This is a genomic window from Ruegeria sp. CH8, from assembly GCF_056536985.1.
Genome location: NZ_JBQFQR010000007.1, coordinates 93,261 through 118,741, shown reverse-complemented (window position 1 = coordinate 118,741; position 25,481 = coordinate 93,261). Strand labels below are relative to the sequence as shown.

Genomic DNA, 25,481 nt, shown 5'->3' with positions numbered 1-25,481 from the left:
TCTCGCCAACTCGTTCTCCCCCGATCCTGCCGGAATTTTTCGGGGACTGTAATGCAATTGGCGCGCGGGGAAAACTGCTATCTGGTCAAGCCGTCCAGCGCGGGCTAGGTCTTGGGGAACAGATTTTAAGGAGTTTGCAATGAGCAGTCTTGTACCGATCCGGTTTCAGCCCTTTGACGTGGACGCAATGGCACAGGCCGAAGGGCGCGTGGCTGTGATCGTTCCGCCCGATGGAAAGATGAGCCCCGCGGTGCGTCGCGCCAACCGTCTGACCCGCGGTGCGGTTGCCCGGTTGGTTGAAAGTGCCAAGTTTGAAAAGGTGAAAACGGGCGATGTGATCTCTCTGGCCTGGCCCGGCGGTATGGCGGCCGAGGCGCTGGATATCGTCGTTCTGCCGCGCCGTCCTGATGCCGCTGAGGCACGCAAGGCCGGAGCCGCGCTGGCCAAGCTGTCCGGCAGCAAAGACTTGCTGGTGATGGCGGGCAATCAACTCCGAGCCGAAGATCTGGCCATGGGGGTCGCGCTGCGCTGTTATGATTTCGACGCGCACAAGACCAAGGAATCGGACGAGGCTGGGACCGTCACCGTCAGCCATCAGAAAGCCGAAGAGGTCGAGGCTGCGTATGCCCCGCAATACGCGGTGGCCGATGGCGTACGGATGACCCGCGATCTGACCAACGAACCAGCCAACGTTCTGACCACTACCGAATTCGCCGACCGTCTGGTCGAGATGAAGGAACTGGGCCTCGAGGTAGAGGTTCTGGACGAGGACAAACTAGAAGAACTTGGCATGCGCACGCTGCTGAGCGTGGGGCAGGGCTCGGTCAGCCCCTCGAAGGTTGTAGTGATGCAGTGGAACGGCGGCGACAAGGACGATGCGCCGCTGGCCTTGGTTGGCAAGGGCGTGGTGTTCGACACTGGCGGTATCTCACTTAAGCCTGCAGGTGGCATGGAAGACATGACCATGGACATGGGTGGTGCAGGCGTTGTCGCGGGCACCATGCGCGCGCTGGCTAAGCGCAAGGCCAAGGCCAACGTGGTCGGGCTGGTTGGTCTGGTCGAGAATATGCCCTCGGGCAACGCAACCCGTCCGGGTGATGTGGTCAAATCCATGAAGGGTGACACGGTCGAGATCATCAATACCGATGCCGAGGGCCGTTTGGTTCTGTGCGACGTGATGTGGTACGCGCAGGAGCGGTTCCAGCCGGTTGGCATGATTGATCTGGCCACACTGACCGGCGCGATCATCATCGGGTTGGGGCATGAGAACGCAGGTGTCTTCTCAAACAACGACACATTCTGCGATGCCTTCCTGAAATCGGCCAAGGCTGAGGATGAAGGCGCGTGGCGCATGCCTCTGGGTGAGGCCTATGACAAGCAACTGAAATCGCGCATCGCGGATATGAAGAATGTTGGCGGTCGTCCTGCAGGCTCGATCACCGCAGCGCAGTTCCTGCAGCGGTTCGTGAAAGAGGACACGCCGTGGATTCATCTGGACATCGCTGGTGTGGCTTCGGTCTCGTCCGAAACGTCCTACGCTCCCAAGGGTGCAACCGGTTGGGGTGTCCGCGCGCTCAGCCGCTTTGTACAGGACAACTTCGAGTAAGCTGATGGGCGCCGTCTATTTCTACCACCTGACCCGTCAGCCTCTGGAGTACACATTGCCGGTGCTGCTGGACAAGGCACGGCAGGCCGGGTGGAAGATCGCCGTGCGGGGCACTGATCCCGCGCGGATGGATTGGTTGGATGAAAAACTGTGGTTGGGATCCGACGATGGGTTTCTGCCACATGGCCGCGAAGGTGGCCCGCATGACGCTGCGCAGCCGATTTTGCTGACGACCGGGCCACAGGCTGCCAACGAGCCGGCCTGCGTCATGGCCGTGGACGGGGCGGCCGTTGATCCGGATGAGGTCGCGGCACTGGAACGGGTGTGCATCCTGTTCGATGGCAATGATGGCGAAGCCGTCCAGCACGCGCGGGGCCAGTGGAAGGCTCTGACTGGCGCGGGATGTTCGGCGCAATACTGGTCCGAGGAATCGGGTCGGTGGGAGAAAAAGGCCGAAGCGTAAGGCTTTGGCTTCAAAGTAAATCTCGGGAGAGTTACAGATGGAAATGAAGCCTTTGGGCCGCACTGGTATCATGGTGACCGACCTATGCCTTGGCACCATGACCTTTGGTACACAGACATCCGAGGCGGATGGCCATACGCAGATTGACATGGCGCTGGAGGCCGGGATTAACTTCGTCGACACCGCCGAAATGTATCCGGTGAACCCGATCTCGAAAGAGACCGTGGGCCGAACCGAAGAGATAGTGGGTAACTGGAACGCCGCCAATCCGTCGCGGCGGGGCGACTATGTTCTGGCGACCAAGCACTCGGGCGCGGGCTTTGCCCATGCCCGTGACGGCGCGTGGATTACGGGTGAGACCATTCCCGAGGCGATCGAAGGCTCGCTGCGGCGGTTGCAGACGGATTGTATTGACCTTTACCAGTTTCACTGGCCGAACCGGGGCAGCTACATGTTCCGGCAGAACTGGAACTATTCGCCCTCGGGGCACAATACCAACGAAGTTCTGGACAACATGCAGGACTGCCTTGCGGCGCTACAAGCGCAAGTGGACAAGGGCAACATCCGCGCTTTCGGCCTGTCGAACGAAAGCGCTTGGGGCACCGCGCAATGGCTGCGAATTGCCGAGCAGATGGGAATGCCACGGGTGGCGTCGGTGCAGAACGAATACTCACTGCTCTGCCGTCATTTCGATACGGACATGGCCGAACTGAGCGTGCATGAAGATGTTGGGTTAATGGCCTTTTCGCCACTTGGGGCAGGGTTCCTAACTGGAAAGTATCAAGGCGGTGCCGTCCCGGATGCGTCACGTATGTCGTTGAACCCTGACATGGGTGGACGGAAATCAAATCGAGTTCTGGGCGCAGTTGCGGCCTATCTTGAAATTGCTGAGCGGCATGGGTTGGACCCGGTGCACATGGCGCTGGCCTGGTGTCGGACGCGACCTTTTATGATGTCCGCCATTTTTGGAGCGACCACCGTGACGCAGTTGGAGCGTATTCTGGCTGGCAGGGAACTACGGTTGTCGGATGAGGTCGTGGCCGAGATCAGTCAGGCGCATCGCGCGCATCCGATGCCGTATTAGAGGGCTCTGCCTCCGCCGCGCTGCGCGCGACTCCCCGGGATGTTTTTGGCCAGATGAAGGGGAACCCGTTAGTGATGGGTGGGCTGCGTGCGCTCTTGCCTCAGGTCGCGGGCTGACAGGCCGTGGGCGGTGCGGAAGGCACGTGCAAAGCTGGATTGTGAGGCGAACCCGGTGGCAAGCGCCACGTCCATCAACGGCATGTCGGTGTCTGAAACAAGACGGCGAGCTTCGGCCAGGCGCAGTTGCAGATAGTGGTCCTGCGGCGTGGTGTTCAGGCGCAGGCGGAACTGCTGCTGCAGCGTGCGGGGGCTGGTGCCGAGGGTTTCAGCGATTTCGGCCAGCGGCAAGGGTTCATCCAGGGACGATTCCATCAGTGTATTTGCCTTGGCCGTCAAAGCTGTATGTCGATGCGGGATGCCGGTTCTGCTCTGCGGCTTCGTAGGCTCGGGGGCACCATCGTACAGGAACAACCCAGAGACACGGGCGGCAAAACCCGATCCATGGCGGGCGGCAATAATATGCAGCATCATCTCGATCGCAGGCATCGCGCCGCCTGATGTCAGGCGGTTGCCGGAAACGGTGTACCTGTCGGATCGAACGTCGACGTCCGGGAAACGGGCGGCAAAGGTTTCTTTATCCTCCCAATGGGTGGTCGCGGCATGACCGTCGAGCAATCCGGCTTCGGCCAGCAGCCAGGGGCCACCATCAATACCGGCCATTGTAGCGCCGGTGCCCGCGATGCGGCGCAGGCCCGCCAGCAGGCTTGGTGTTGCGTGGCGCGCCAGTTGGAACCCGGCCACGACGATCATCAGGTCGCAGCTTTCCAGACGGGCTAAAGGGATGCCGGGAACGTTCAGTGCACTGGTCAGCATCGCGGGTTCTGCCGTCGCGGTGACGTAGTCCCAATCGAATGCCGGACGATCCGCGAGGCGGTTGGCTGCGCGCATCGGATCGACGGCAGATGCGAAGCTGAGCGTGTTGCATTCATCCAGCACAAGTACCGCGGTTTTCAGGGCACGATGTTCGGGTTGCAGTATGTTTTTTGCGGATTTCATCAAGTTCGATTCGCATTCTGGCAAGTGTTTGCACAAGGCTGCGTCAAACTCGGGCCCGAACGCAAATCGGAATCCGTGGAGAAGCCTGGGGAAAACCCGGGCATATCAGGGTATAACTTGGGGAGAACGTCATGCCTTTGGAAATGAACCGCGAAGTCTTTATCACCTGTGCCGTCACAGGCTCGGGCGGAACGCAGGATCGCAGCCCGCATGTACCGCGCTCGCCGCAGCAGATTGCGGACAGTGCGATTGCCGCCGCCAAGGCCGGGGCGGCCGTTGTGCATTGCCATGTGCGTGATCCCGAGACCGGCGCGCCCAGCCGCCGTCTGGACCTGTATCGCGAGGTGACGGACCGCATTCGCGACGCTGACGTGGACGTTGTGCTGAACCTGACCGCAGGGATGGGGGGAGACATCGTGTTCGGCGGCGTCGAAAGCCCGTTTCCGGTAAACGAGGCAGCCACCGACATGATCGGGGCCTCGGAACGTGTGTCTCATATCGCCCAGTGTCTGCCCGAGATCTGCACTTTGGACTGCGGCACCATGAACTTTGCCGAGGCCGATTACGTCATGACCAATACCCCCGGTGCGCTGCGCGCGATGGGGCAGATGATGACGGACATGGGCGTTAAACCCGAAATTGAGGCGTTTGACACTGGCCATCTGTGGTTTGCCAAGCAGCTGGTGAAAGAAGGGATTCTGGAACCCAACGCGCTGGTCCAGCTGTGCATGGGGGTTCCGTGGGGTGCGCCGGACGATTTGAACACCTTTATGGCCATGGTGAACAACGTGCCCGACGATTGGACCTTCAGTGCCTTTGCGCTGGGGCGCAACCAGATGGCCTATGCCGCGGCTGCAGTTTTGGCAGGCGGCAACGTGCGCGTTGGTTTGGAAGACAACCTGTGGCTGGACAAAGGCGTGCTGGCCGAGAACTGGCAATTGGTTGAGCGCGCCAACACCGTGGTGTCGAACATGGGCGCGCGGGTTATTGGGCCGCAGGAAGTGCGTGAAAAGCTGGGTCTGGTGAAACGGGCGCCGGTGGCTGCCTAGGGGCATTTTTTTTGGGTGGATTGAGGGCCAGCCCCCAAACCCCCGAAGTATTTGGGAAAAGATGAAGACATGGTGCTTGTGTGAGCTTTGGAGGCTTTCAGGCCGGAGGAATGTTGATGAATACAGCAGCTATTATTGGCGGTGGCGTGATCGGCGGTGGTTGGGCCGCTCGGTTTCTGCTGAATGGTTGGAACGTCCGGGTGTTCGATCCGGACCCCGAGGCCGAGCGCAAGATTGGTGAGGTTCTGGACAACGCACGGCGGTCGCTGCCGGGGCTGAGCAACGTGCCTTTGCCCCCCGAAGGTGCGCTGACTTTTCACGATGACCTAGCCGAGGCGGTGCAGGGTGCCGCGTGGATTCAGGAAAGCGTGCCAGAGCGGCTAGACCTGAAACTTAAGGTCTATAAGGGTCTGCAAGAGGCATGTGATTCAGACGCGATCATCGGGTCTTCGACCAGCGGGTTCAAACCATCCGAATTGCAGGAAGGCGCTCTGCGACCCGAACAGATCGTGGTCACGCACCCGTTCAACCCGGTCTATCTGTTGCCGCTGATCGAAGTGGTGCCGACGGACAAGAACGCGCCTGAGATGGTCGAGCGCGCGCAAGAGCTGTTGAAATCGGTCGGTTTCTTCCCGCTGCATGTCAAAAAGGAAATCGACGCGCATATCGCCGACCGCTTTCTTGAGGCCGTCTGGCGCGAGGCGCTGTGGCTGGTCAAGGACGGTATCGCCACTACCGAAGAGATCGACGAGGCGATCCGCATGGGCTTTGGCATCCGTTGGGCCCAAATGGGTCTGTTCGAAACCTACCGAGTGGCGGGCGGCGAGGCCGGGATGCGGCATTTCATGGCGCAGTTCGGGCCGGCGTTGAAATGGCCTTGGACCAAGTTGATGGATGTGCCCGAGTTCACCGATGAGTTGGTCGACATGATCGCCGATCAGTCGGATGCGCAGTCGGGGATGCATTCGATCCGCGAGTTGGAGCGGATCCGCGACAACAACCTTGTCGGCATGATGCGGGCTTTGAAGGCACAGAATTGGGGCGCGGGTGCGGTGCTGAACCAGCACGACGCAGCGCTGAAACCTGGTGCTCTGCCAACGATGGAGCAGGCCGACCTGAGCCAGCCGATTCTGACCGTCGCGCGCGCAGTGCCGCTGGATTGGACCGACTATAACGGTCACATGAACGAGGCGCGTTACCTTGAGGCCTTTGCCGACGCGACCGACCGGTTCATGGAGATCATCGGCTGTGACGCGGACTATATCGCTTCGGGCGGCAGCTATTTCACCGCCGAAAACCACATCCGCTATATCGATGAGGTTCATGCGGGTGCGAAGATCGAGATTCGCACGCAGATGCTGCTGGGGCAGGGCAAGAAGCTGCACGTCTTCCACAGCATGTATGAGGGCGACAAGCTGATTGCCACAGGCGAAAGCTTCCTACTGCATGTCAGCCTTGAAACCCGTCGCCCCAGCGCGCCATCGGTCGAAATCGAGGCCGCAATGGCTCGTATCGCCGAAGCGCAGGCCGGGTTGCCATACCCGGAAGGTGCCGGTGCCGCGATCCGGAAACCGGCATGAGCGGGCGTGTTCTTATTACGGCTGGTGCCTCAGGTGTCGGTCGGGCCATGGCCGACGCCTTCGATGCGGCTGGTGCGCAGGTTTGGGTGGCCGATGTCGATACGGCTGCCTTGGACGGATGCCCGACGCACTGGAAACGGTCCGAAGTAAACGTGGCGGACGAAACTGCCGTGGCCGCGTTGTTCACCGAGCTCGAGGCCGCGTGGGGCGGGTTGGACACGCTCTGCGCAAACGCGGGCGTAGCCGGACCGACAGCGCAAGTCGAGGATGTGGTGCTGGAGGATTGGCGGTTCTGTCTTTCGGTCAACCTTGAGGGGGCATTCCTGTGCGCGAAATACGCAGCACCGATCCTTAAGCGGCAACGCGGCGGGGCAGTGGTGATCACATCCTCCACTGCCGGGCAGTACGGCTATCCTAACCGCGCGCCTTATGCAGCAGCGAAATGGGGCGTGATCGGGCTAGGCAAGACGCTAGCAATGGAGCTTGGATCACACGGTGTGCGGTGCAATGTCATCTGCCCCGGTGCGGTCGAAGGCCCCCGAATGGAGGGCGTGCTGGCGCGCGAGGCTGCCGCCAAAGGTATGACCCGCGATCAGGTCTATGACGGCTATGCGGCCGGTACCTCGATGGGGCGGTTTGTCGAAGGACAGGATATTGCAAATATGGCCGTGTTCCTCGCCTCGGATGCGGCGCGGTTGGTGTCGGGTCAGGTGATTGCCGTGGATGGCCATACGGTGAACCCTGACCCGAAAATTTAGGCCGTATCAGCCCTGATTTGGCCCACGGATCTGGCGGATGGTCTGACGGACCGCCTGCCAGTCCTGCGCTTGCTGAATATTCCCTGCAGCTTCGCATTCGCGCATCTTCTTGGCGGCTTCCGCCTCGGCTTGATCACCATGAGCGCTATAGAGCGCCCGTGCGTATTGAGCGGTTTGAATTGCGTCCATTCCTATCGTCCTCCCGTATTTGATCGGAATACCCGAAGGTTCGCGCCGAATGACGATAGCACAAGAAAGCCGCCGGTGCATCCTCAACCCTGGGGTGGGCCGGAAATCGCCGCGCGCAACTGTCTGAGGTGGTCGGGAAAGTCGCGCGCGGTCAGATCGGCCTCGCGCACCAGACGGTCGAAATGGCGCGTGAATGTCTCAATCCGGTCGCGGTCGCGGAAGGCCATGTAGTGGCTGCCTGCATAAAATACACAGAGCAGGGGGCCGAAAATGGTTACCGGTGCGGAATAAAGCCGTTTTGCGTCAAACAGATAGATGCGTAGGCGGGGGTAGAGTTGTTCGCAGATCTCCAGCAGGTGGTCGATCTGTTCCAGCCGGATTTTGGGGCAAAGCCCTTCGTAATAGCCTGAGGCCTGGGCAAAACTGTCGATCTCATACAGCGGCATGGCAATTTCATAGTCCGACTGGGCGCTGCGCATCCATGTCAGCCGGTCCGCCGAGGCACCGATGGCCTGATCTGCCGTGCGGCCCAGATGCGGCGCGTATTCCCATTCCAGCACGGCGCGGGTCTTTAACATGTCGGGCAAAGTCGCTGGAACATAACGGATTTTATAACCAGCAGCTTCTTGGTGCCATTCAAATATCCGCTCGTCCACCAGCGCACGTGGGGCCTCGGTCATGGTCAGAGAACTGGCCAGCAGTTCTGCCGCACTTTCCGGCCGGTTTGAAAGGCTCAGCAACCAATCCGCTGAAACCCCAAGGGCAGAGGCGCAACTGCCGACGACATGCGCATTCGGAAGCCGCGCACCCTCATCAGTCAAAAGCTGCGATACGGTTGAGCGATCCACGCCGATACGTCGCGACAGCGCGCTTTGGCTGACGTGACGCTCTTCCATGGCGCGGGAAAGTCGTTGGCGGAATTGCGCCGCGCGGTCTCGTTTATCGATTTTATCCTGCATGTGTTTGAAAATATCACAGATGATGAGTTTTGTTAATCATATTCAGAATTTTCAACGGGAGCTGTGACCCGTAATTTTAAAGACATAACAATAATATGGGTGACGGAATGGAGACACGGCGAAGATCGGTCGTGAAGGCTGTGCTGTGGAATGTGATGGGCCTGATCGTGATGACTCTGGTGGGTTTGATTGCCACCGGGTCGGCTGCGATTGGCGGCACACTGGCGATTGTAAATACGGCCATCGGCCTGACCATGTACGTGATTTACGAGCGTATCTGGGCTGGCATCTCGTGGGGCCGCAATGTCTAGGCCCGCGACACCCGAATGGGGCACGTTAGCCCTGATCGCGGCGTGTTATGGCGCGTGGCTGGCCGTGGTGTTCCTTCTGCCGTTGTGGTTGGCGATCCCGGCGATGGCAGTCGTGGCCGCGCTGCATTCTTCGCTCACACATGAGGCACTGCACGGTCACCCTTTTCGCGCAAGGTGGCTGAACGAGGCGCTGATGGCGTTGCCGTTGACCTTGTTCATTCCATATCAGAGGTTCCGCGACCTGCATCTGGCACATCACCGGGATGAGACGCTGACCGATCCCTATGACGATCCCGAAACCAACTATCTGGACCCGAAGGTCTGGGGCACCTTGCGCAGTTGGCAACGGTGGTTGTTGAGTGTGAACAACACTCTGCTGGGGCGGATTGTGTTGGGTCCGGCCATCGGGCAGGTCATGTTCCTGCGCAACGAGTTGCGCGGCGGGCGAGATGTTCTGCAAGCTTGGGCGCTGCATCTGCCCGGAGTCGCGGTAGTTCTGTGGATTGTGGCGCAGTCAAACATGTCGATCTGGGCCTATGTGTTCTCGGCCTATCTCGGGTTGGGGCTGGTCAAAATCCGAACCTTTCTGGAGCACCGTGCGCATGAAAACTCTGGTGCTCGCACGGTGATCATCGAAGATCGAGGGCCGCTGGCTTTTCTGTTTTTGAACAACAACCTGCACGTCGTTCATCACATGAATCCGGGTGCGCCTTGGTATCTGTTACCCGCCATTTACCGTTCGGAGAAAGACCGGTATCAGGCCCGAAATGAGGCCTATGTCTACCGCTCATATGCGCAGATTTTCCGGTCATACCTCCTGCGGGCAAAGGACCCGGTGGCCCATCCTCTCTGGCCAAAGGGTTGATTTCACGACACAAGGGAAACCATGAGTTTATGGATTCCCGTTACCATCGCCGCGGCCTCGTTCCAGACCGTGCGGTTCATGCTGCAAAAGTCGCTCAGCACGGTAAAGCTGACAGCGGCTGGCGCGACCTTTGCCCGGTTTGCCTATTCGCTGCCGCTGGCGCTGCTGGGGCTGTTTGTGGCGCTGCAGGTGACCGGTTTCAGTCTGCCGTCTTTGACAGCTAAGTTCTTTCTGTTCGCCGTCATCGGCGGAACGGCGCAGATTCTGGCTACCATCTGCGTCGTAGCCCTGTTCAAGCAACGCAACTTTGCCGTTGGAATTACCTTTAAGAAAACCGAGGTGATCCAGACCGCCATTGTCGGATTTCTCGTGCTGGGCGATCAGGTTTCGGCCGGGGCATTGGTGGCGATTTTACTGGGTCTGCTGGCGGTGCTGCTGCTGTCGAAATCCCCCGGAGGCGATGGAGTGTGGTGGAAGCACTTGACCAACCGCGCCTCGCGTCTGGGGCTGGGGTCGGGGGTGCTGTTCGCCTTTTCCTCAGTCACTTATCGCGGTGCCTCGCTGGAGCTGGGCGATATCGATGCGTGGTTTCGCGCGCTGGTGACGCTGGCTGTTGTGGTGACATTCCAGTTTCTCAGCATGGGGATCTGGTTGCTGTGGCGCGACCGGGCTGAACTGCTTGCGGTATGGCAGACGCGGCGGACCAGCGTGTTTGTCGGCCTGACCAGCCTGTGCGGCTCGTTCTGCTGGTTTCTGGCTTTCACGCTGCAGAACGCAGCCTATGTCAAAGCGCTGGGTCAGGTCGAGCTTCTGCTCAGCCTGTTCGCCTCGCTTCTGTTTTTCCGGGAAACCATCACCCGGCGTGAGATCGCCGGGATGACGTTGCTTGGTGTATCTATTCTTGCGCTAGTGCTGGCAATTTAGGTCGTGTTTGATTTCACGGTCGCAGAAGCACTGGTTTTCTGCGTTCGAGCCGTCAGGCGAGAGGCAGCGAAAACCGGTTCAATGCAATCAAACCCGACTAGCCAGCGCGGCGCTCATCAAAGCTCAGCGCGATGAAGCTGGGCATGTGATCGCCCATACCCACAACGGCGGGGCCGTTGTGATCACGACGGCCGCGGCCTTTGGGCTCTTTGTCCTTCTTGCGGTCGCCTCTTTTGCTTTCAGCTTTTTTGCCGTCCTCGGGCTTCGCTTTTTTCTCAGGCTTCGGCTTTTCAGTCTTCGGCTCTTCCTTGACCGGATTGTCCAGTCGCGGGATGTCCTTCTGGATCAGCTTTTCGATCGCATCCAGAGCTTTTTCATCGCGGCCAGAGCAGATGGTGATCGCCTTGCCCTCACGTCCGGCGCGGCCGGTGCGGCCGATGCGGTGGACGTAATCCTCGGCATGACCGGGGACGTCGAAATTGAACACGTGGCTGACCGACGGAATGTCCAGACCGCGCGCGGCCACGTCCGAGGCAACCAGCAGTCGCAGAGATCCATCGCGGAAACCATCCAGCGTTTTCATCCGTTGCGACTGGTCCAGATCGCCATGGATCGCGGCAGCGTTGTAGCCGTACTTCTTCAGCGACTTTGCGCAAATATCCACGTCCGTCTTGCGGTTGCAGAAGATGATCGCGTTGGTGCACTTTTCACCCTCACCGTCGATCAGAGCGCGCAGAACCTTGCGCTTGGCGCTGGCTTCACGATCACGGCGACCGCCTTTGAACATGACCACGCCCTGTTCGATGGTCTCGGAGGCGGTGGCCTGACGGGCGACCTCGATCCGGGCAGGGGCGGACAGGAAGGTATCGGTGATCCGTTCAATCTCAGATGCCATGGTGGCCGAGAAGAACAGGGTCTGGCGGGTGAACGGGGTCAGCGAGAAGATGCGTTCGATATCTGGGATAAAGCCCATATCCAACATCCGGTCGGCCTCATCCACCACCATGATCTGAACGCCGGTCAGCAGCAGCTTGCCGCGTTCAAAATGGTCCAGCAGACGGCCTGGAGTGGCGATCAGAACGTCGACACCACGGTCAATCAGCGCTTCTTGCTCCTTAAAGCTGACACCGCCGATCAACAGCGCTTTGGTCAGTTTCAGGTGCTTGGTATAGGTGTCGAAGTTTTCGGCAACCTGTGCGGCCAGTTCCCGCGTCGGGCACAAAACCAGCGAGCGCGGCATCCGTGCGCGCGCACGGCCACGGGCTAGCAGCGTGATCATCGGCAGCGTAAAGCTGGCGGTCTTGCCGGTGCCGGTCTGGGCGATCCCCAGAACATCCTTGCCCTCAAGCGCAGGCGGAATTGCACCGGCCTGGATCGGGGTGGGGGTTTCGTATCCGGCTTCCTCAATGGCTTTGAGGACCTTCGGGTTCAGGTTCAGTTCGTTAAACTTTGTCATGTATGTCCGGTTCATGCGGACACTAGACCTGGCCCGCGCGTCAGAGGTTTGCCGGGCCCGGATGGCCATACGCGTCATTGCGCAATTTCGGCTTGGTGGGGGACATAACAAAATCGTTGGTCAGGGTCAAATGAAGACCCTTTTAGGATTTTCCACGCTCTAATGGTGCGGATTATGCGCAACAATTCAAATACTTCCAGGGAAGTGTTTCCTGAGTTTGCCATCCAGATCCAGCGGTCGGTGCCGGATTAGGTCATATTGCGTAAGACGAGCACGCACGTCTGGGGCAGCTCCGCTGAGTTCATCGAAAAAGGCGCGCAGCCCGTCCTCGCCTTCCTCGGTCTCTATCCATTTGAGTAGCTCGTTCATGTTCATACCGCCACGCTCACGTGGAACGTTGGGGGACATGCCGGGTTTGTACGAACCGCGCTCCAACCTGAACCGGTAGTGGGCCTGCCAATGCTCCCAATCGGGTGCGTGCCGATGGCAAAGCTCGACCCCGGGCAGTTCGATCTTGCAGGTCAGGACTTCACCATTCTGGAACAAGTTGTGGATGCGGTAATTGATTTTTTGCAGCCCGGTGCGGGCAAAAAGCTTGCCCTGAACATGGCTTAGAAATCCGCAAAGAACGAAGGCCCCGTAGTTCGGGTACAGCTCTTGCACTACCGCGTCGCGGTTTGGAACTTTTGGGATATAGGCTTTGTAAAGGTCATCACCTCCGGCCATGGCCTCAATCGGTCGAACGCGCACGCCGGGAATGTGGTCGGGAACATCCGCCAGCAGTGCGGCGATGGGATGGGGCGACCAGAGGAACTCATCTATGTCCAGATGAGCCAACCAGTCTTCGCTGGCCTTGCGATAGGTGAACGTGGCGTTTGCAGTCTGGCGAGTCTGGTGTTTGCCCGGGCGTTCGCGCTGCCGGTAGGTCCAGAATCTGGCGTCGCAAGTTCGGACTTGGATCTGTGGATGCCGGTTCAGTTTGTCGAAGGCTTCGGGGTTGGGTTCGTCCAAATAGATGTAAAGCCGGTCGGCCCCAAGATCGAGGTGATAGGCTGCGAAGCGCAGGATGTCCGGGGCAGACCCCCGGACCGTTGAGACGATGCCCCAGGTCGGGTTACCGACCATATGCGGCCTTTGGGTGGATCACGTCATCATTTCCTTGGTCGCCGTCAAGTTCAGTGCCGGGTAGTCGCGTACGACCCGGTCGATATCCCATTGCAGGCGGGTTAGGTAAACGATGTCACCGTCATGATCGTTGGCAATGTGCTGCTTGTTGGCGTTGACGAATTTGTCAACCTCAGCCTTTTCGCCGCTGACCCAGCGGGCCGAGGTGAACTGAGACGCCTCAAACCGGACGGGCAGTCCGTACTCCATCTCGATCCGGCTGGCGAGCACTTCAAACTGTAGCGCACCGACAACGCCGACGATAAAGCCCGAACCGATTGAGGGTTTGAACACCTTGGCCGCGCCTTCCTCGGCGAACTGCATAAGGGCCTTTTCCAGGTGCTTGGCTTTCAACGGATCCGCCGCGCGAACTGTTTGCAGCAGTTCCGGCGCAAACGATGGGATACCAGTCACGCGCAACGCTTCGCCTTCGGTCAGCGTGTCACCGATGCGCAGCTGCCCGTGGTTCGGGATGCCGATGATGTCACCGGCCCAAGCCTCTTCGGCAAGTTCGCGGTCGGAGGCCAGGAACAGCACCGGGTTCGAGATCGCCATCGGCTTTTTCGACCGCACATGGGTCAGCTTCATGCCGCGCTTGAAATGGCCCGAGGCCATGCGGACAAACGCCACCCGGTCGCGGTGCTTGGGGTCCATGTTGGCCTGCACTTTGAACACAAAGCCGGCGACTTTCTTTTCATCCGGAGCAATTTGACGCGGTTCGGCGGACTGAATCTGTGGCTGTGGGCCATAGTCGCCGATGCCCTCCATCAGTTCCTTCACACCAAACGAGTTGATCGCCGAGCCGAACCAAATCGGGGTCATATGCCCTTCAAGTACTGCTTGAGGGTCCAGCGCGGGCAGCAGCTCGCGTGCCATCTCAACCTCTTCCAGCAGCTTTCCAAGAAGGTGCTCAGGTACGTGTTCAGCCAGTTTCGGATCGTCCAAACCATCGATCTTGATGCTTTCGGCCACCTTGTTGCGGTCGGCGCGGTCCATCAGCTCCAGCCGGTCGCGCAACATGTCATAGCAGCCGATGAAATCGCGCCCAACGCCAATTGGCCACGCGGCGGGCGTGACGTCGATCGCCAGCATTTCCTGAATTTCGTCGATGATCTCGAACGTATCGCGGCTTTCTCGGTCCATCTTGTTACAGAAGGTCAGGATCGGAAGATCGCGAAGGCGGCAGACCTCGAACAGTTTCTGCGTCTGGCTTTCCACACCTTTCGCCCCGTCGATCACCATTACAGCGGCGTCCACGGCGGTCAGCGTGCGATAGGTGTCTTCCGAGAAGTCCGAGTGGCCGGGGGTGTCCACAAGATTGAATCGATAATTGCCATAGTCGAACGACATTGCCGAAGCCGAAACCGAAATGCCCCGATCCTTTTCCATCTGCATGAAATCCGAACGGGTCCGACGTGCCTCACCTTTTGCGCGCACCTGACCAGCCATCTGAATCGCACCGCCATACAGCAGGAACTTTTCAGTCAGCGTCGTCTTACCCGCATCAGGATGCGAGATGATGGCGAATGTCCGGCGCCGGGCGATTTCGGGCGGCAATACGGGTTGGTTCGAGGTATCTAGCATGACCGCGCGTATAGGCGGGGAAACCCGCCGAAGCAAGACAAAGGGGGTGGTTCGAATCGTACACCTATGGCAATAAGAACATATAGTGAACAAATGATGGAGAAGACCAATGAATTTGAAAGAGATTGCTGACGAACTGGTCGCTGGCTGCCGCGAGGATCGCGCCAAGGAAAATCTGGAAAAGCTCTATGCTGAAGATGCCGTTTCGGTCGAAGCACAGGATTTTATGGATATGGGTCGCGAAACGCATGGGCGCGACGCCATTCGCGGCAAGCATGAATGGTGGGAAGGTGCGCACGAAGTTTCTGGCGCATCGGTCAGCGATCCGTTCCCGCATGGGGATGACCGCTTTGCCGTGATCTTCGAAGTGCAGGGCAAAGTGAAAGAATCCGGCGAGGCGTTCGATATGCGCGAAATAGGCGTTTATCACGTGGCCAACGGCAAAATTGTGCGGGAAGAGTTCTTTTACTGAGCATAGAACAGTTTCTGGTTTTCCCTGTCTGAGCGATGCTAGACATGCGGGCAACAAAAGATGGGGAGGACCTTATGGATCTGGGAATTCGAGGAAAACGCGCTCTGGTTTGCGCCAGCAGTAAAGGCTTGGGTCTGGGCTGCGCCGAGGCTTTGGCGCAGGCGGGTGTTGATTTGGTGATGAACGCTCGGGGGGGCGAGGCGTTGGAAGCCGAAGCCGCGCGTTTACGATCTGCATACGGCGTGGATATCCAGACAGTGGCCTGCGACGTAACCTCGACCAAAGGTCAGTCCCGCGTGATCGAGGCAGCGCAGGGTGTTGATATCCTTGTGACAAACGCTGGTGGCCCGCCACCGGGTATGTGGTCGGATTGGGAGCGCGAAGACTTCATCAAGGCGTTGGACGCCAACATGCTGACGCCGATCGCCTTCATGAAGGCATTGCTGCCGGGGATGATGGACAAGGGCTGGGGTCGGGTGGTGAATATCACATCGCAATCCGTACGCGCACCGATTGCAGTGTTGGGTCTGTCGAATGCGGCTCGCACCGGGTTGACCGGTTACGTGGCCGGGACATCGCGACAAGTGGCGCCGCATGGCGTGACGATCAACAACCTGCTGCCAGGCATCCACGCCACCGACCGCGCGGATGCGCTGGATGGCGGTGTGGCAGCCCAACAAGGGGTTTCCATTGACGAAGCACGTGCGCAGCGCGCAGCGACGATCCCGGCGCGGCGCTATGGGTCGCGGCAGGAATTCGGCGCGACCTGTGCGTTCCTGTGCTCGCAACATGCTGGCTTCATCGTTGGGCAGAATATTCTGCTGGACGGCGGTGCAACCAATTTGACGATGTAGAAATGGCTCAGAACTTTTCGCTCAAGGACCAGTTATTCAATGCCGAAAAGACCCGTTATCTGGCAGGGCTTTTTGCTGGCGCGGATCCGACCTTTGACGCTGAGGTGTTCGAGGCGCAGGTTATGTCCCGCTTGTTGGGGCTTGAGCTGAAGGAGCGTATGGCCTGGATCGCCGAATGCCTGCAACAGGCGGTGCCCGGAGATTTGCCAGACATTGCATCGACCCTGCTGCTTGCGTTGCCTCCGCCTCTGGACCCGACCAAAACGGACGATGATTTCGGCGACTTCATCTTTGCGCCTCTGGGGGATTGGGTGGTCAATATCGGGTTGGACCATCCCGATCTGGCTCTGGACGTATTTGAGGAACTGACGCAACGGTTCTCAATGGAATGGGCTATCCGCCCGTTCCTTAATCAACACCCTGACTTAGTGCTGGCGCGGATGGAGCTCTGGTGTGGGCATGACAGTTACCATGTGCGCCGTCTGGTCAGTGAAGGCACTCGACCGCGCTTGCCATGGGGGCAGTCGGTTGGGCTGGATATGGCTGACCCTCTGCCGATGCTGGACCGGTTGCATGGCGACCCGACACGGTATGTCACGCGGTCGGTGGCGAACCACCTGAACGACATTACCAAGAAAGACCCCGAACTGGTGCTGGATCGGCTTCAGGTGTGGGCTTCGGCCAAGCAGCAGGAGCAGGGCGAGCTTCGCTGGATGACCTCTCACACCCTGCGGGGGTTGGTGAAATCTGGTCATCCGGGGGCCATGAAGATGCTGGGCTATGACCCGGATGCCAAGGTTGCGGCGGATGTTCAGGTGAATGGCGACGCCCGGATTGGTGAAGCGCTGGAGTTCGAAGTGACCTTGAACGGAGCCGGAGGTCAAGCGGTTCTTGTGGATTATATCATTCACTTTCAACGGCCTGGTGGAAAAACTTCAGCCAAGGTGCACAAACTGAAACAGGCCGCACTGCAGGACGGCTCGCTGAAGCTGAGCAAGAAGCACAAGCTGAAGGGCAACGCGACCACGTTCCAACTGGTCCCCGGCGCACATCGACTTGAGATTCAGGTGAACGGGCAGGTGCGCGCGGGCGTCGATTTCGACCTGCTGGAGTAATCCAGCACTCTCACGCTTTCGTCAAATCTGACAGGCCCGGATTGCACCCGGACCAGCACTGCATTAGCTGCGATGCAGCCAGTGAGGAAAAGGGATAGCTGCGATGAAGCATGAATCGGTGCAGAATTACTATGGCGAGGTCCTGCAGGGCAGCGCCGATTTGCAAACCAACGCGTGCTGCACGCCCGATTACATGCCGGATCATGTCAAAAAGATCCTCGCGAAAATTCATGACGATGTGCTGACACGTTACTATGGCTGCGGCCTGATCGCGCCGCTGGATCTTGAAGGGATGAGCATCCTTGATCTGGGGTGTGGAGCGGGTCGTGATGTTTACGCCCTGTCCGCGATGGTGGGCGAAAAGGGCCGCGTTGTTGGTGTCGATATGACGCCCGAGCAGTTGGACGTCGCCCGCGCGCATCAGGATTACCACGCGCAGGCGTTTGGTCACGCGGTCAGCAACGTGGAATTCCACCACGGCTATATCGAAAAACTGGATGAACTGGATCTTGAACCGGGCTCTTTCGACATCATCGTTTCAAACTGCGTAATCAATCTGGCCACCGACAAAGAGGCCGTTCTGCGCGGTGCACACCGGTTGTTGAAAGAGGGCGGCGAGATGTATTTCTCGGACGTCTACGCCGACCGCCGTATCCCGCAGGAAATGGCTGAGGACGAGGTTCTGTACGGCGAATGCCTGTCGGGTGCGCTGTATTGGAATGACTTTTTGTCGATCTCGCGCAAGGCAGGTTTTGGCGACCCGCGCCGTGTGACACACCGCCCGCTGACCATCGAAAACCCGGTGCTGGAAGAGCGTGTCGCTCCGCTGAACTTCCTCTCGGCAACGTATCGACTGTTCAAGCTGCCCGAACTGGAACCGGCCTGCGAAGACTACGGTCAAGCGGCAATCTACAAAGGCACCATCCCCAACGCGCCGCATCTGTTCGAACTGGATGACCACCATGCTATCGAAACCGGCAAGGTTTTCCCGGTCTGCGGCAACACCTGGATGATGCTGAAAGACACCCGGTTTGCCCGGCATTTTGAGTTCATCGGCGATTTCTCGACCCATTATGGAATCTTCGAAGGTTGCGGCGGCGAAAGCCCGTTCGAAGCGAACGGCGAAGCCCCAGCGGGCGGGTGCTGCTGATCCCTTGCGCCTGACGGACGGGGTTGCTATCCCCGCCTAAAGCCCGATGAAATTGATCGGGAAAAGGCAATGGGGTCCATCGGTGACAGTTGACGCAACTCCTCCTCGTCTGGAAATCCGCAATATGATCGCCCGGTACGAGGGGCGCGTCGTAGTGGACGACGTCTCTCTGACCGTTGAGGCGGGGAAGGTGACCTGTCTGCTGGGTCCGTCGGGCTGCGGCAAGTCGACTACTCTGCGCATGATTGCCGGGGTAGAGATGCAGGAGTCGGGGGAGATCTATGTCGACGGCAAGCTGATCTGCGACACGGTGTTTCGAGTACCTCCCGAACGCCGCGAGATCGGGTTGATGTTTCAAGATTTTGCCCTGTTCCCGCATTTGAATGTCGCCGACAACGTGGCCTTTGGCCTAACGGGCCGCAAACAGGAAAAACGCGCCCGCGTCGAAGAACTGCTGCGCAAGGTCGATCTGATCCATTTCATCGACAAGTTCCCGCATCATCTGTCGGGGGGTGAACAGCAACGTGTGGCTTTGGCGCGTGCGCTGGCACCGCGCCCACGTATCATGCTGATGGACGAGCCGTTCTCGGGTCTCGACAACCGTCTGCGCGACGGTATTCGCGATGAAACGCTGGCGATCCTCAAAGAAGAAGATGCGGCTGTCGTGCTGGTGACGCATGAGCCGGAAGAGGCGATGCGCATGGCCGATGAGATCGCCCTGATGCGGCGCGGCAAGATTGTGCAGCAGGGTGCACCGTACAACGTCTATACTCGCCCAGTTGACAAGGCTGCGGTGGCATTCTTCAGTGATGTCAACGTGTTGCGCGGAAGAGTTGAAGGTGCATTGACGAAAACTCCGTTCGGCCAGTTTCTAGCCCCGGGCGTCCCGGATGGCACAGATGTTGAGATTGTATTTCGGCCTCAGCACGTCCGGCTAGACTTTGACCGCAATGGCAAAGGGCCACTGCCCACGGCAACCGACGGGGTCGCCGCCCGCGGCGTGGTCGAGCGGGCACGGTTTCTGGGCAATGAAAGCCTGGTGGAGTTTCGGATGGACCATGATGGTTCGGTCCTGAAGGCCACCGTGCCGAATGTCTTTGTGCCCAATCCGGGGCGGGTCATGTGGCTGACCGTGCGCCGGGATCGGTGCTTTGTTTTCCCGGTTTAGGGTCTGAACCCACAGTTTAGGCCAAAGTGGTGCGCGAATGCCGCAGATTGCGGGTTCGCTTTGCTTGCCGCCGCGCGGGGGCAGGTCTATCAAGGTCAAAACGCAGCGGTGGATGGGGCATATGCGTATTCTTTTGACCAATGATGACGGTATAAACGCGCCGGGCCTGATCGTCTTGGAGGCAATCGCCGCTGATCTGGCTGGTCCAGATGGTGAAGTGTGGGTTGTCGCCCCTGCATTTGAACAATCCGGCGTCGGCCATTGCATCAGCTATACCCACCCGATGATGGTCGCCAAACTGGGCGACCGCCGCTTTGCCGCCGAAGGCTCTCCGGCTGATTGCGTGCTGGCCGGGCTGCATGACGTGATGAAGGATGCGCGGCCTGATCTGGTGTTGTCTGGGGTGAACCGGGGCAACAACTCGGCTGAGAATACGCTTTATTCCGGCACGGTTGGCGGCGCGATGGAGGCGGCGTTGCAGGGCATCCCGGCGATTGCGCTGTCGCAGTATTTCGGCCCGCGCAATCTGGGGCTTGACGACCCGTTCGAAGCCGCAACCCGCTTCGGAGCTGATCTGGTGCGGAAAATCCTGGACGCGAATCCGGCAGCGCAGGGTGATTACCGCCTGTTTTACAACGTGAATTTCCCGCCCGTGCCTGCGGACGAAGTGCTGGGCACGCGTGTGGCCCCACAGGGCTATCGCCGCGACACCCATTTCTCGGTCGAGCCGCACAGCTCGCCTTCGGGGCGGCGGTTCCTGTGGATCAAGGGCGGCTATCAGCACAACCCGACCGCGCCGGGCACTGATGCGGCAGTCAATCTGGCAGGCTATATCTCGGTCACGCCGATGCGGGCCGATCTGACAGCGCACGATGCGCTTGAGGCACTGAAGACAATCGAATGACCGGACTGGATCCCGAAACGAAAATGCAGTTCCTGTTCGCCCTGCGGTCGCGGGGCGTGACGGATGCGCGCGTGCTGGCAGCGATGGAGCAGGTTGATCGCGGGCAGTTCGTGAAAGGATTGTTTGCCGAGCGCGCATACGAGGATACGCCTCTGCCGATTGCCTGCGGGCAGACGATCAGCCAGCCCTCGGTTGTGGGGCTTATGACGCAGGCGCTTGAGGTCAGCCCGCGGGATACGGTGCTCGAGGTCGGTACCGGCTCGGGTTATCAGGCGGCGATCCTGTCCAAGCTGGCGCGTCGGGTCTATACGGTGGAACGCCACAAGCGTCTGGTGCGTGAAACCGGGCAGTTGTTTCGCGAGTTGGGGCTGACCAATGTCACCGCGATGCTGTCGGATGGATCCTTCGGTTTGTCCGAGCAGGCCCCGTTTGATCGAATCATTGTGACGGCTGCGGCAGAAGACCCACCAGGGCCGCTCTTGGCGCAGCTTAAAATCGGCGGTATCATGGTATTGCCGGTGGGACAGTCGGACGCGGTTCAGACCTTGATTCGGGTCCGGCGTACCGAAACCGGTCTGGACTATGACGAATTGTTGCCCGTTCGTTTCGTGCCCTTGCTAGAGGGTCTTGGCAGGGACGGGGCGTAAAACAGTATTCTACAATATGCACCGGAACCCCGGAGAACAGGGGCAGGTGTTGAGGACAGTAAAATGAGAGCAGTTTCCAAATCAGCGATGATCCGCTGCGCGACCGGGGTGGCAGCCGTAGTGATTCTGGCCGGGTGCGAAGGCCCGTTCGATTATGATCTGCGCGGGGAGGTCGGGGGCTTCTCGACCGCCGATGCCGCGCGGGGCGTGACCGCTAATCGCCCAACACCTGACGCGCGCGGAGTGATCACCTATCCAAACTACCAGGTAGCCGTCGCGCGCCGGGGCGATACCGTCAACGACGTGGCAGCCCGTGTCGGATTGCCAGTGGCTGAGTTAGCCCGTTTCAACGGATTGCAACCTACCGACCAGCTACGCGACGGCGAAATCATCGCCCTACCGCGCACGGTTGCAGCCGCCAGCACGGTGGACATCGCCACCATTGCCGGAACCGCAATTGATGAGGCTCCGGCGGGCGGCTCGGTTCGGACATCGACGTTGGAACCTGCGCAACCTGCGGCGTCCGCGCAGACACCTTCTGCCACATCGGGCCCCGAGCCGATCCGTCACAAAGTCAAACGGGGCGAGACGGCCTTCACCATCTCGCGGCTGTATGATGTCCCGGTCAATTCGCTGGCTGAATGGAACGGGCTGGATTCGGATTTTACCGTGCGCGAGGACCAGTTCCTGCTGATTCCGATCAAGAACCAGCCCGCGCCACAGCAAGTGGCTGTACCCGCCACCAATGTGACGCAGCCGGGGCAGGGGTCGCCCACACCGACACCTCCGAGCGCCACGCAACCTTTGCCTGACGAGGTGATCGCACCAGCCACGCCAGCACCTGATGTGACCGCAGAACCGCCGACCAGCCAGAGCAACTCGGCTCTTGGTTTGCCGGTGGCGGGGACGATCATCCGGACGTATGACAAAGGCAAGAACGAAGGCATCGACATCGCAGCCGGACCGGGCGCGCCGGTCAAAGCCGCTGAGGCCGGAACAGTTGCGGCGATCACCGCGGATGCCGATCAGGTGCCAATCATCGTGATCAAGCACAATAGTGACCTTCTCACTGTCTACGCGAATGTCGACAAGGCCACGGTCAAGAAGGGCGACCGGGTGCGCCGTGGGCAACAGATCGCGTCGTTGCGTGGTGGGGAAAACTCCTATGTCCATTTTGAAGTGCGCAAGGGGTTTGAGTCGGTTGATCCCGAGCCTTACCTGAAGTGACGGAAATGGCCCGTTCCGGGCCATGCCTCCGGCGGAAGTATTTGGGAAAAGATGAAGTCGGTCAGGCGTGAGGATCGAAGTCGCTCAAACGCTTGCCGGGTTCGTCGGCGAAAATCTCCGGCAGCGGCTCGACGGCTTCGATCAGGTCGATGCGGAAGACGCGAAAGCCTTCTCGTAACTCGCACCAGGCCGTCAGAGTCCAGACGCGCCCCCAGTATTCCATGTGCAGGGGGCGGATGGCGCGCTTGGTCAGAACACCATCAATCCTACGATAGGAGAGATGTAGTTTCTGACGGGACTTGATGGCGGTCCGGATCGGGGCCATGTGCGCCAATCCGCGTGCGGCATCTGCAAAAGGATAGACGGCGAATTTCCACGTATCCGCCTCGGCCACCACCTGAGTGGGCAAGACTGCATCGATCTTATCGGCGAGCGACTCGGCTGCTGCTTTCAGGTCAGGATCGGCAGCTTCGGCCACGATGGCCATTCCAAGGTTTAGCGCCTCCAACTCTGCAGGTGTCAGGTTTAACGGTGGCAGGGTGATCTGTTCGCGCACCATATAGCCGACGCCGCGTTCGCCCTCGACCGGAACGCCAGACGCAACCAGAGTGTCCATGTCGCGATAGATCGTGCGAACCGACACTTCGAGCCGGTCCGCGATGTCCTGCGCGCGGTGCAGTTTGCCGTCGCGCAGGATCTGGACGATATCAAATAAGCGGTCAGTGCGGCGCATGAAACGCCGTCCGAACCGCGCTTAGGCGGTCATGTTCCATAGCACATTCTCATGACGCATCTGGATGCTTTCGGGGTTGATGGCGGCCATCAAACCCGCACAAAAGTCCTGTTGCGGGAACTGTGCGGCGGCGTTCTTGGCGGCTTTCATGTCTGTCCAAACCACATAGTCGGTCCAGCGGCCATCTTCGCCCTGGCTCAGCTGCCGATGGGTAAAGCCTGGCGCCGAGCGGACGAACGCCTCGGAAGCCTGGCTGAGTTTTACGAACTCTTCCGCCGAGGTGCCATTGGCGAGGGTAAAGGTGACGATTTCTGCAACATGGGTCATTTGAATCTCCGTTGACCAGGTTTCGATGCCCTCTAACTATTAACTTGCAACTGACATAAACCTGTCAGTTGAGAAAGGCCAGTCGCCAAAAAACGTGGGAACCGTTCACAATTCGGCGTGGAATTGACTTACCTCACTTTTGCGCGACGGTTTGTGGGCGTAGACACGGTGCCAGACAACATTCCCGGCGCGTGGCGTCGACGTACTAAGGAGAAAAGACATGCTTAACAATATCGGCCTTCCCGGTCTTCTGCTGATCGCCGTTGTGGTGCTGGTGCTGTTTGGCCGCGGCAAAATCAGCTCGCTGATGGGTGAAGTGGGTAAGGGCATCACCTCGTTCAAGCGCGGCGTAAAAGAAGGCGCGGACGAGCTGGAGCAAGACGCTGCCGAAGTGGCCAAGGACGTCACCCCCGAGACCGACAAAGACAAGGTCTAAGCTCAGATGTTTGATCTGGGCTGGACCGAGCTTCTGGTCATCGGCGTTGTTGCCCTGATCGTTGTGGGGCCAAAGGACCTGCCGGTGCTGTTTCGCAATGTCGGTCGCTTTGTCGGCAAGGCCCGCGGCATGGCGCGCGAGTTTTCCAGCGCCATGAACGAAGCAGCCGATCAGGCGGGCGTGAACGAGATCAAGAAAGGTCTCAACGCGGCCACCAACCCGGTGGGCAGCGCCATGGACGGTGTGAAAGAGGCCGCGCAGGATCTGGCGAAAAGCATCGACCCGACCAAGTTCGACCCCGACAGCGAAACCGGCAAACTGGCCGCTGAACGGGCCGAGCAGGCCAAGAAGATTCAGGCCTCGACCGCTCGTGCTGCTGCCGAGCGCAAGGCCAAGGAAGCTGCTGATGCACTGGCCAAGGCTGAAGAGGCTGAAGCCGCGCTGAAAACCGAAAGCAAGACATGACCAAAACCGACGAGATCGAGGACAGCTCGGCCCCATTGATCGAGCACTTGGCGGAGTTGCGCACGCGGTTGATTCACTGCGTCGTGGCGTTTCTGGTTGGGATGATCATCTGCTTTACGGTGGCCACGCCCCTCTTTAACTTCCTGACGAACCCCTTGTGCAGTGTTCTGGCTGAACGGGGACAGGATTGCGGGTTGATCTTCATCTCGCCGCAAGAGGGCTTCTTTGTCGCCATCAAAGTCTCGCTGCTGGGCGGCTTCATTCTGGCCTTTCCCTATATCGGGATGCAGATGTGGCGGTTTGTGGCGCCGGGCTTGTACAAGTCGGAAAAGAACGCGTTCCTACCGTTCATGCTGGCCTCGCCCTTCATGTTCCTGCTGGGCGCAAGCTTTGCCTTCTACGTGGTCACGCCGCTGGCCTATGACTTCTTCCTTGGCTTCCAGCAATTCGGGGCCGAAGGTGAGGCCGTAACCGAGGGTGCAACCGCAGCACCGTTGAGCGTGGTGTTCCAGGGCTCGGCACAGGAATATCTGAACCTGACGATCAAATTCATCGTGGCCTTTGGTTTGTGCTTCCAACTGCCCGTTTTGCTAACGTTGATGGGCAAGGCGGGGCTGGTCACCGCCGAAGGGCTAGGCTCGGTGCGCAAATACGCCGTGGTTGCTATTCTGGTGCTGGCGGCGCTGGTCACCCCGCCGGACGTGATCACGCAGATCATCCTCTTTGTGGTGGTCTATGGGCTTTACGAGGTGTCGATCTTCCTCGTCGCTCGGGTCGAGAAAAAGCGCGAGGAACAACTGCGCGCAGACGGCTACTATGATGACGAAGAAGAGGCGGACGAAGAGATCGTAAAAGAAGAAGACGGCAAGTAAGCTGGCCGGACTCAAAAGGATCAGGCGCGCCCGATACGGCGCGCCTTTTTCGTTTGCGGTACTT

At 59.4% G+C, this 25,481-nt stretch carries 28 protein-coding genes; 20 read left to right on the top strand and 8 right to left on the bottom strand.

The features are described from left to right. The first annotated feature begins 139 nt into the window (after positions 1-139). The 3 genes from ACR0ER_RS10050 to ACR0ER_RS10040 are packed head-to-tail and all read left to right on the top strand — an operon-like array spanning position 140 to position 3,153. Positions 140-1,606, top strand: coding sequence for a leucyl aminopeptidase (locus tag ACR0ER_RS10050; RefSeq protein WP_480768802.1), 1,467 nt, complete (start codon positions 140-142; stop codon positions 1,604-1,606). Positions 1,607-1,610: 4 nt separating this feature from the next. Further along, the gene (locus ACR0ER_RS10045) at positions 1,611-2,069 is read left to right on the top strand and encodes a DNA polymerase III subunit chi (protein ID WP_480768801.1); all 459 of its coding nucleotides are present in this window, start codon (positions 1,611-1,613) and stop codon (positions 2,067-2,069) included. Between the two features lie 37 nt (positions 2,070-2,106). Continuing rightward, positions 2,107-3,153 (top strand): aldo/keto reductase, encoded by a 1,047-nt coding sequence (locus tag ACR0ER_RS10040; protein WP_480768800.1) that lies wholly within the window; start codon positions 2,107-2,109, stop codon positions 3,151-3,153. A 68-nt stretch (positions 3,154-3,221) separates the two neighbouring features. Here the strand turns inward: ACR0ER_RS10040 and ACR0ER_RS10035 are convergent, their stop codons facing one another. Further along, complete coding sequence (locus ACR0ER_RS10035) at positions 3,222-4,208, bottom strand: GlxA family transcriptional regulator (protein WP_480768799.1); 987 nt, start codon at positions 4,206-4,208, stop codon at positions 3,222-3,224. A 131-nt stretch (positions 4,209-4,339) separates the two neighbouring features. Between ACR0ER_RS10035 and bcoG the strand changes: the two genes are divergently transcribed. From bcoG to ACR0ER_RS10020, 3 genes are all read left to right on the top strand, one after another. After that, positions 4,340-5,257 (top strand): 3-dehydrocarnitine:acetyl-CoA trimethylamine transferase BcoG, encoded by a 918-nt coding sequence (gene bcoG / locus ACR0ER_RS10030; protein ID WP_480768798.1) that lies wholly within the window; start codon positions 4,340-4,342, stop codon positions 5,255-5,257. Between the two features lie 113 nt (positions 5,258-5,370). Then, a complete protein-coding gene (locus tag ACR0ER_RS10025) occupies positions 5,371-6,837 on the top strand; it encodes a carnitine 3-dehydrogenase (protein ID WP_480768890.1) in 1,467 nt (488 codons plus the stop codon). Next, positions 6,834-7,595, top strand: a complete 762-nt coding sequence (locus ACR0ER_RS10020) for an SDR family oxidoreductase (RefSeq protein WP_480768797.1) — start codon at positions 6,834-6,836, stop codon at positions 7,593-7,595. The genes ACR0ER_RS10025 and ACR0ER_RS10020 overlap by 4 nt, the downstream gene beginning before the upstream one ends. Before the next feature lie 6 nt (positions 7,596-7,601). Here ACR0ER_RS10020 and ACR0ER_RS10015 read toward each other — a convergent pair whose 3' ends face one another. Continuing rightward, complete coding sequence (locus ACR0ER_RS10015; RefSeq protein ID WP_480768796.1) at positions 7,602-7,784, bottom strand: hypothetical protein; 183 nt, start codon at positions 7,782-7,784, stop codon at positions 7,602-7,604. A gap of 83 nt (positions 7,785-7,867) precedes the next feature. Then, positions 7,868-8,743, bottom strand: coding sequence for a helix-turn-helix domain-containing protein (locus tag ACR0ER_RS10010; protein WP_170328954.1), 876 nt, complete (start codon positions 8,741-8,743; stop codon positions 7,868-7,870). Between the two features lie 107 nt (positions 8,744-8,850). Here ACR0ER_RS10010 and ACR0ER_RS10005 point away from each other — a divergent pair, with 107 nt between their 5' ends. Genes ACR0ER_RS10005 through ACR0ER_RS09995 form a run of 3 tightly spaced genes read left to right on the top strand, consistent with a single transcriptional unit; the run spans position 8,851 to position 10,843 of the window. After that, positions 8,851-9,054, top strand: a complete 204-nt coding sequence (locus ACR0ER_RS10005; RefSeq protein ID WP_170328952.1) for a DUF2061 domain-containing protein — start codon at positions 8,851-8,853, stop codon at positions 9,052-9,054. Continuing rightward, positions 9,047-9,919 (top strand): fatty acid desaturase, encoded by an 873-nt coding sequence (locus tag ACR0ER_RS10000; RefSeq protein ID WP_480768795.1) that lies wholly within the window; start codon positions 9,047-9,049, stop codon positions 9,917-9,919. Before ACR0ER_RS10005 ends, ACR0ER_RS10000 begins: the two co-directional genes overlap by 8 nt. A 21-nt stretch (positions 9,920-9,940) precedes the next feature. Then, positions 9,941-10,843: an EamA family transporter gene (locus ACR0ER_RS09995; protein WP_480768794.1), complete on the top strand. Its 903-nt coding sequence runs from the start codon at positions 9,941-9,943 to the stop codon at positions 10,841-10,843. A 97-nt stretch (positions 10,844-10,940) separates the two neighbouring features. On the opposite strand, the gene ACR0ER_RS09990 is transcribed toward ACR0ER_RS09995, so the two are convergent. The 3 genes from ACR0ER_RS09990 to ACR0ER_RS09980 form a co-directional block, all read right to left on the bottom strand. Then, positions 10,941-12,299: a DEAD/DEAH box helicase gene (locus ACR0ER_RS09990; RefSeq protein ID WP_480768793.1), complete on the bottom strand. Its 1,359-nt coding sequence runs from the start codon at positions 12,297-12,299 to the stop codon at positions 10,941-10,943. Between the two features lie 186 nt (positions 12,300-12,485). Beyond that, entirely contained in the window at positions 12,486-13,424 is a 939-nt protein-coding gene (locus tag ACR0ER_RS09985) for a glycosyltransferase family 2 protein (protein WP_480768792.1), read from the bottom strand. Positions 13,425-13,442: 18 nt separating this feature from the next. Next, the gene (locus tag ACR0ER_RS09980) at positions 13,443-15,047 is read right to left on the bottom strand and encodes a peptide chain release factor 3 (RefSeq protein WP_480768791.1); all 1,605 of its coding nucleotides are present in this window, start codon (positions 15,045-15,047) and stop codon (positions 13,443-13,445) included. 109 nt (positions 15,048-15,156) lie between these two features. On the opposite strand from ACR0ER_RS09980, the gene ACR0ER_RS09975 reads away from it, so the two are divergent. The 8 genes from ACR0ER_RS09975 to ACR0ER_RS09940 all read left to right on the top strand — a co-directional run bounded on the left by ACR0ER_RS09975 (position 15,157) and on the right by ACR0ER_RS09940 (position 22,584). Continuing rightward, positions 15,157-15,519 carry a nuclear transport factor 2 family protein gene (locus tag ACR0ER_RS09975; RefSeq protein ID WP_170328940.1) on the top strand — a complete coding sequence of 121 codons (363 nt, stop codon included), beginning with the start codon at positions 15,157-15,159 and terminating at the stop codon, positions 15,517-15,519. A 74-nt stretch (positions 15,520-15,593) separates the two neighbouring features. Beyond that, on the top strand, positions 15,594-16,373 hold the full coding sequence (locus ACR0ER_RS09970) for an SDR family oxidoreductase (RefSeq protein ID WP_480768790.1): 780 nt from the start codon (positions 15,594-15,596) through the stop codon (positions 16,371-16,373). Positions 16,374-16,375: 2 nt separating this feature from the next. Further along, positions 16,376-17,488: a hypothetical protein gene (locus ACR0ER_RS09965; protein ID WP_480768789.1), complete on the top strand. Its 1,113-nt coding sequence runs from the start codon at positions 16,376-16,378 to the stop codon at positions 17,486-17,488. A gap of 103 nt (positions 17,489-17,591) precedes the next feature. Further along, complete coding sequence (locus ACR0ER_RS09960) at positions 17,592-18,638, top strand: methyltransferase domain-containing protein (RefSeq protein WP_480768788.1); 1,047 nt, start codon at positions 17,592-17,594, stop codon at positions 18,636-18,638. Positions 18,639-18,684: 46 nt separating this feature from the next. Then, positions 18,685-19,806, top strand: coding sequence for an ABC transporter ATP-binding protein (locus ACR0ER_RS09955; RefSeq protein WP_480768787.1), 1,122 nt, complete (start codon positions 18,685-18,687; stop codon positions 19,804-19,806). A 121-nt stretch (positions 19,807-19,927) separates the two neighbouring features. Continuing rightward, on the top strand, positions 19,928-20,710 hold the full coding sequence (surE, locus tag ACR0ER_RS09950; protein ID WP_480768786.1) for a 5'/3'-nucleotidase SurE: 783 nt from the start codon (positions 19,928-19,930) through the stop codon (positions 20,708-20,710). Continuing rightward, positions 20,707-21,357: a protein-L-isoaspartate(D-aspartate) O-methyltransferase gene (locus ACR0ER_RS09945; protein ID WP_170328928.1), complete on the top strand. Its 651-nt coding sequence runs from the start codon at positions 20,707-20,709 to the stop codon at positions 21,355-21,357. The genes surE and ACR0ER_RS09945 overlap by 4 nt, the downstream gene beginning before the upstream one ends. Positions 21,358-21,420: 63 nt before the next feature. Beyond that, entirely contained in the window at positions 21,421-22,584 is a 1,164-nt protein-coding gene (locus tag ACR0ER_RS09940) for a peptidoglycan DD-metalloendopeptidase family protein (protein ID WP_480768785.1), read from the top strand. A 61-nt stretch (positions 22,585-22,645) separates the two neighbouring features. Here ACR0ER_RS09940 and ACR0ER_RS09935 read toward each other — a convergent pair whose 3' ends face one another. After that, positions 22,646-23,317 carry a helix-turn-helix transcriptional regulator gene (locus tag ACR0ER_RS09935; RefSeq protein ID WP_480768784.1) on the bottom strand — a complete coding sequence of 224 codons (672 nt, stop codon included), beginning with the start codon at positions 23,315-23,317 and terminating at the stop codon, positions 22,646-22,648. A 21-nt stretch (positions 23,318-23,338) separates the two neighbouring features. Beyond that, positions 23,339-23,644, bottom strand: a complete 306-nt coding sequence (locus ACR0ER_RS09930) for a hypothetical protein (RefSeq protein ID WP_480768783.1) — start codon at positions 23,642-23,644, stop codon at positions 23,339-23,341. Between the two features lie 220 nt (positions 23,645-23,864). Here ACR0ER_RS09930 and ACR0ER_RS09925 point away from each other — a divergent pair, with 220 nt between their 5' ends. Genes ACR0ER_RS09925 through tatC form a run of 3 tightly spaced genes read left to right on the top strand, consistent with a single transcriptional unit; the run spans position 23,865 to position 25,417 of the window. Beyond that, positions 23,865-24,080, top strand: a complete 216-nt coding sequence (locus ACR0ER_RS09925; RefSeq protein WP_170328918.1) for a twin-arginine translocase TatA/TatE family subunit — start codon at positions 23,865-23,867, stop codon at positions 24,078-24,080. 6 nt (positions 24,081-24,086) lie between these two features. Then, on the top strand, positions 24,087-24,545 hold the full coding sequence (tatB, locus tag ACR0ER_RS09920; RefSeq protein ID WP_170328916.1) for a Sec-independent protein translocase protein TatB: 459 nt from the start codon (positions 24,087-24,089) through the stop codon (positions 24,543-24,545). Next, a complete protein-coding gene (tatC, locus tag ACR0ER_RS09915) occupies positions 24,542-25,417 on the top strand; it encodes a twin-arginine translocase subunit TatC (RefSeq protein WP_480768782.1) in 876 nt (291 codons plus the stop codon). The genes tatB and tatC overlap by 4 nt, the downstream gene beginning before the upstream one ends. Positions 25,418-25,481: the final 64 nt, after the last annotated feature.

Bases quoted from the DNA above. Each gene is read 5' to 3' on its own strand.
- ACR0ER_RS10050 (WP_480768802.1), top strand. From the start codon at position 140: ATGAGCAGTCTTGTACCGATCCGGTTTCAGCCCTTTGACGTGGACGCA.
- ACR0ER_RS10045 (WP_480768801.1), top strand. From the start codon at position 1,611: ATGGGCGCCGTCTATTTCTACCACCTGACCCGTCAGCCTCTGGAGTAC.
- ACR0ER_RS10040 (WP_480768800.1), top strand. From the start codon at position 2,107: ATGGAAATGAAGCCTTTGGGCCGCACTGGTATCATGGTGACCGACCTA.
- ACR0ER_RS10035 (WP_480768799.1), bottom strand. From the start codon at position 4,208: ATGAAATCCGCAAAAAACATACTGCAACCCGAACATCGTGCCCTGAAA.
- bcoG (WP_480768798.1), top strand. From the start codon at position 4,340: ATGCCTTTGGAAATGAACCGCGAAGTCTTTATCACCTGTGCCGTCACA.
- ACR0ER_RS10020 (WP_480768797.1), top strand. From the start codon at position 6,834: ATGAGCGGGCGTGTTCTTATTACGGCTGGTGCCTCAGGTGTCGGTCGG.
- ACR0ER_RS10015 (WP_480768796.1), bottom strand. From the start codon at position 7,784: ATGGACGCAATTCAAACCGCTCAATACGCACGGGCGCTCTATAGCGCT.
- ACR0ER_RS10010 (WP_170328954.1), bottom strand. From the start codon at position 8,743: ATGCAGGATAAAATCGATAAACGAGACCGCGCGGCGCAATTCCGCCAA.
- ACR0ER_RS10005 (WP_170328952.1), top strand. From the start codon at position 8,851: ATGGAGACACGGCGAAGATCGGTCGTGAAGGCTGTGCTGTGGAATGTG.
- ACR0ER_RS10000 (WP_480768795.1), top strand. From the start codon at position 9,047: ATGTCTAGGCCCGCGACACCCGAATGGGGCACGTTAGCCCTGATCGCG.
- ACR0ER_RS09995 (WP_480768794.1), top strand. From the start codon at position 9,941: ATGAGTTTATGGATTCCCGTTACCATCGCCGCGGCCTCGTTCCAGACC.
- ACR0ER_RS09990 (WP_480768793.1), bottom strand. From the start codon at position 12,299: ATGACAAAGTTTAACGAACTGAACCTGAACCCGAAGGTCCTCAAAGCC.
- ACR0ER_RS09985 (WP_480768792.1), bottom strand. From the start codon at position 13,424: ATGGTCGGTAACCCGACCTGGGGCATCGTCTCAACGGTCCGGGGGTCT.
- ACR0ER_RS09980 (WP_480768791.1), bottom strand. From the start codon at position 15,047: ATGCTAGATACCTCGAACCAACCCGTATTGCCGCCCGAAATCGCCCGG.
- ACR0ER_RS09975 (WP_170328940.1), top strand. From the start codon at position 15,157: ATGAATTTGAAAGAGATTGCTGACGAACTGGTCGCTGGCTGCCGCGAG.
- ACR0ER_RS09970 (WP_480768790.1), top strand. From the start codon at position 15,594: ATGGATCTGGGAATTCGAGGAAAACGCGCTCTGGTTTGCGCCAGCAGT.
- ACR0ER_RS09965 (WP_480768789.1), top strand. From the start codon at position 16,376: ATGGCTCAGAACTTTTCGCTCAAGGACCAGTTATTCAATGCCGAAAAG.
- ACR0ER_RS09960 (WP_480768788.1), top strand. From the start codon at position 17,592: ATGAAGCATGAATCGGTGCAGAATTACTATGGCGAGGTCCTGCAGGGC.
- ACR0ER_RS09955 (WP_480768787.1), top strand. From the start codon at position 18,685: ATGAAATTGATCGGGAAAAGGCAATGGGGTCCATCGGTGACAGTTGAC.
- surE (WP_480768786.1), top strand. From the start codon at position 19,928: ATGCGTATTCTTTTGACCAATGATGACGGTATAAACGCGCCGGGCCTG.
- ACR0ER_RS09945 (WP_170328928.1), top strand. From the start codon at position 20,707: ATGACCGGACTGGATCCCGAAACGAAAATGCAGTTCCTGTTCGCCCTG.
- ACR0ER_RS09940 (WP_480768785.1), top strand. From the start codon at position 21,421: ATGAGAGCAGTTTCCAAATCAGCGATGATCCGCTGCGCGACCGGGGTG.
- ACR0ER_RS09935 (WP_480768784.1), bottom strand. From the start codon at position 23,317: ATGCGCCGCACTGACCGCTTATTTGATATCGTCCAGATCCTGCGCGAC.
- ACR0ER_RS09930 (WP_480768783.1), bottom strand. From the start codon at position 23,644: ATGACCCATGTTGCAGAAATCGTCACCTTTACCCTCGCCAATGGCACC.
- ACR0ER_RS09925 (WP_170328918.1), top strand. From the start codon at position 23,865: ATGCTTAACAATATCGGCCTTCCCGGTCTTCTGCTGATCGCCGTTGTG.
- tatB (WP_170328916.1), top strand. From the start codon at position 24,087: ATGTTTGATCTGGGCTGGACCGAGCTTCTGGTCATCGGCGTTGTTGCC.
- tatC (WP_480768782.1), top strand. From the start codon at position 24,542: ATGACCAAAACCGACGAGATCGAGGACAGCTCGGCCCCATTGATCGAG.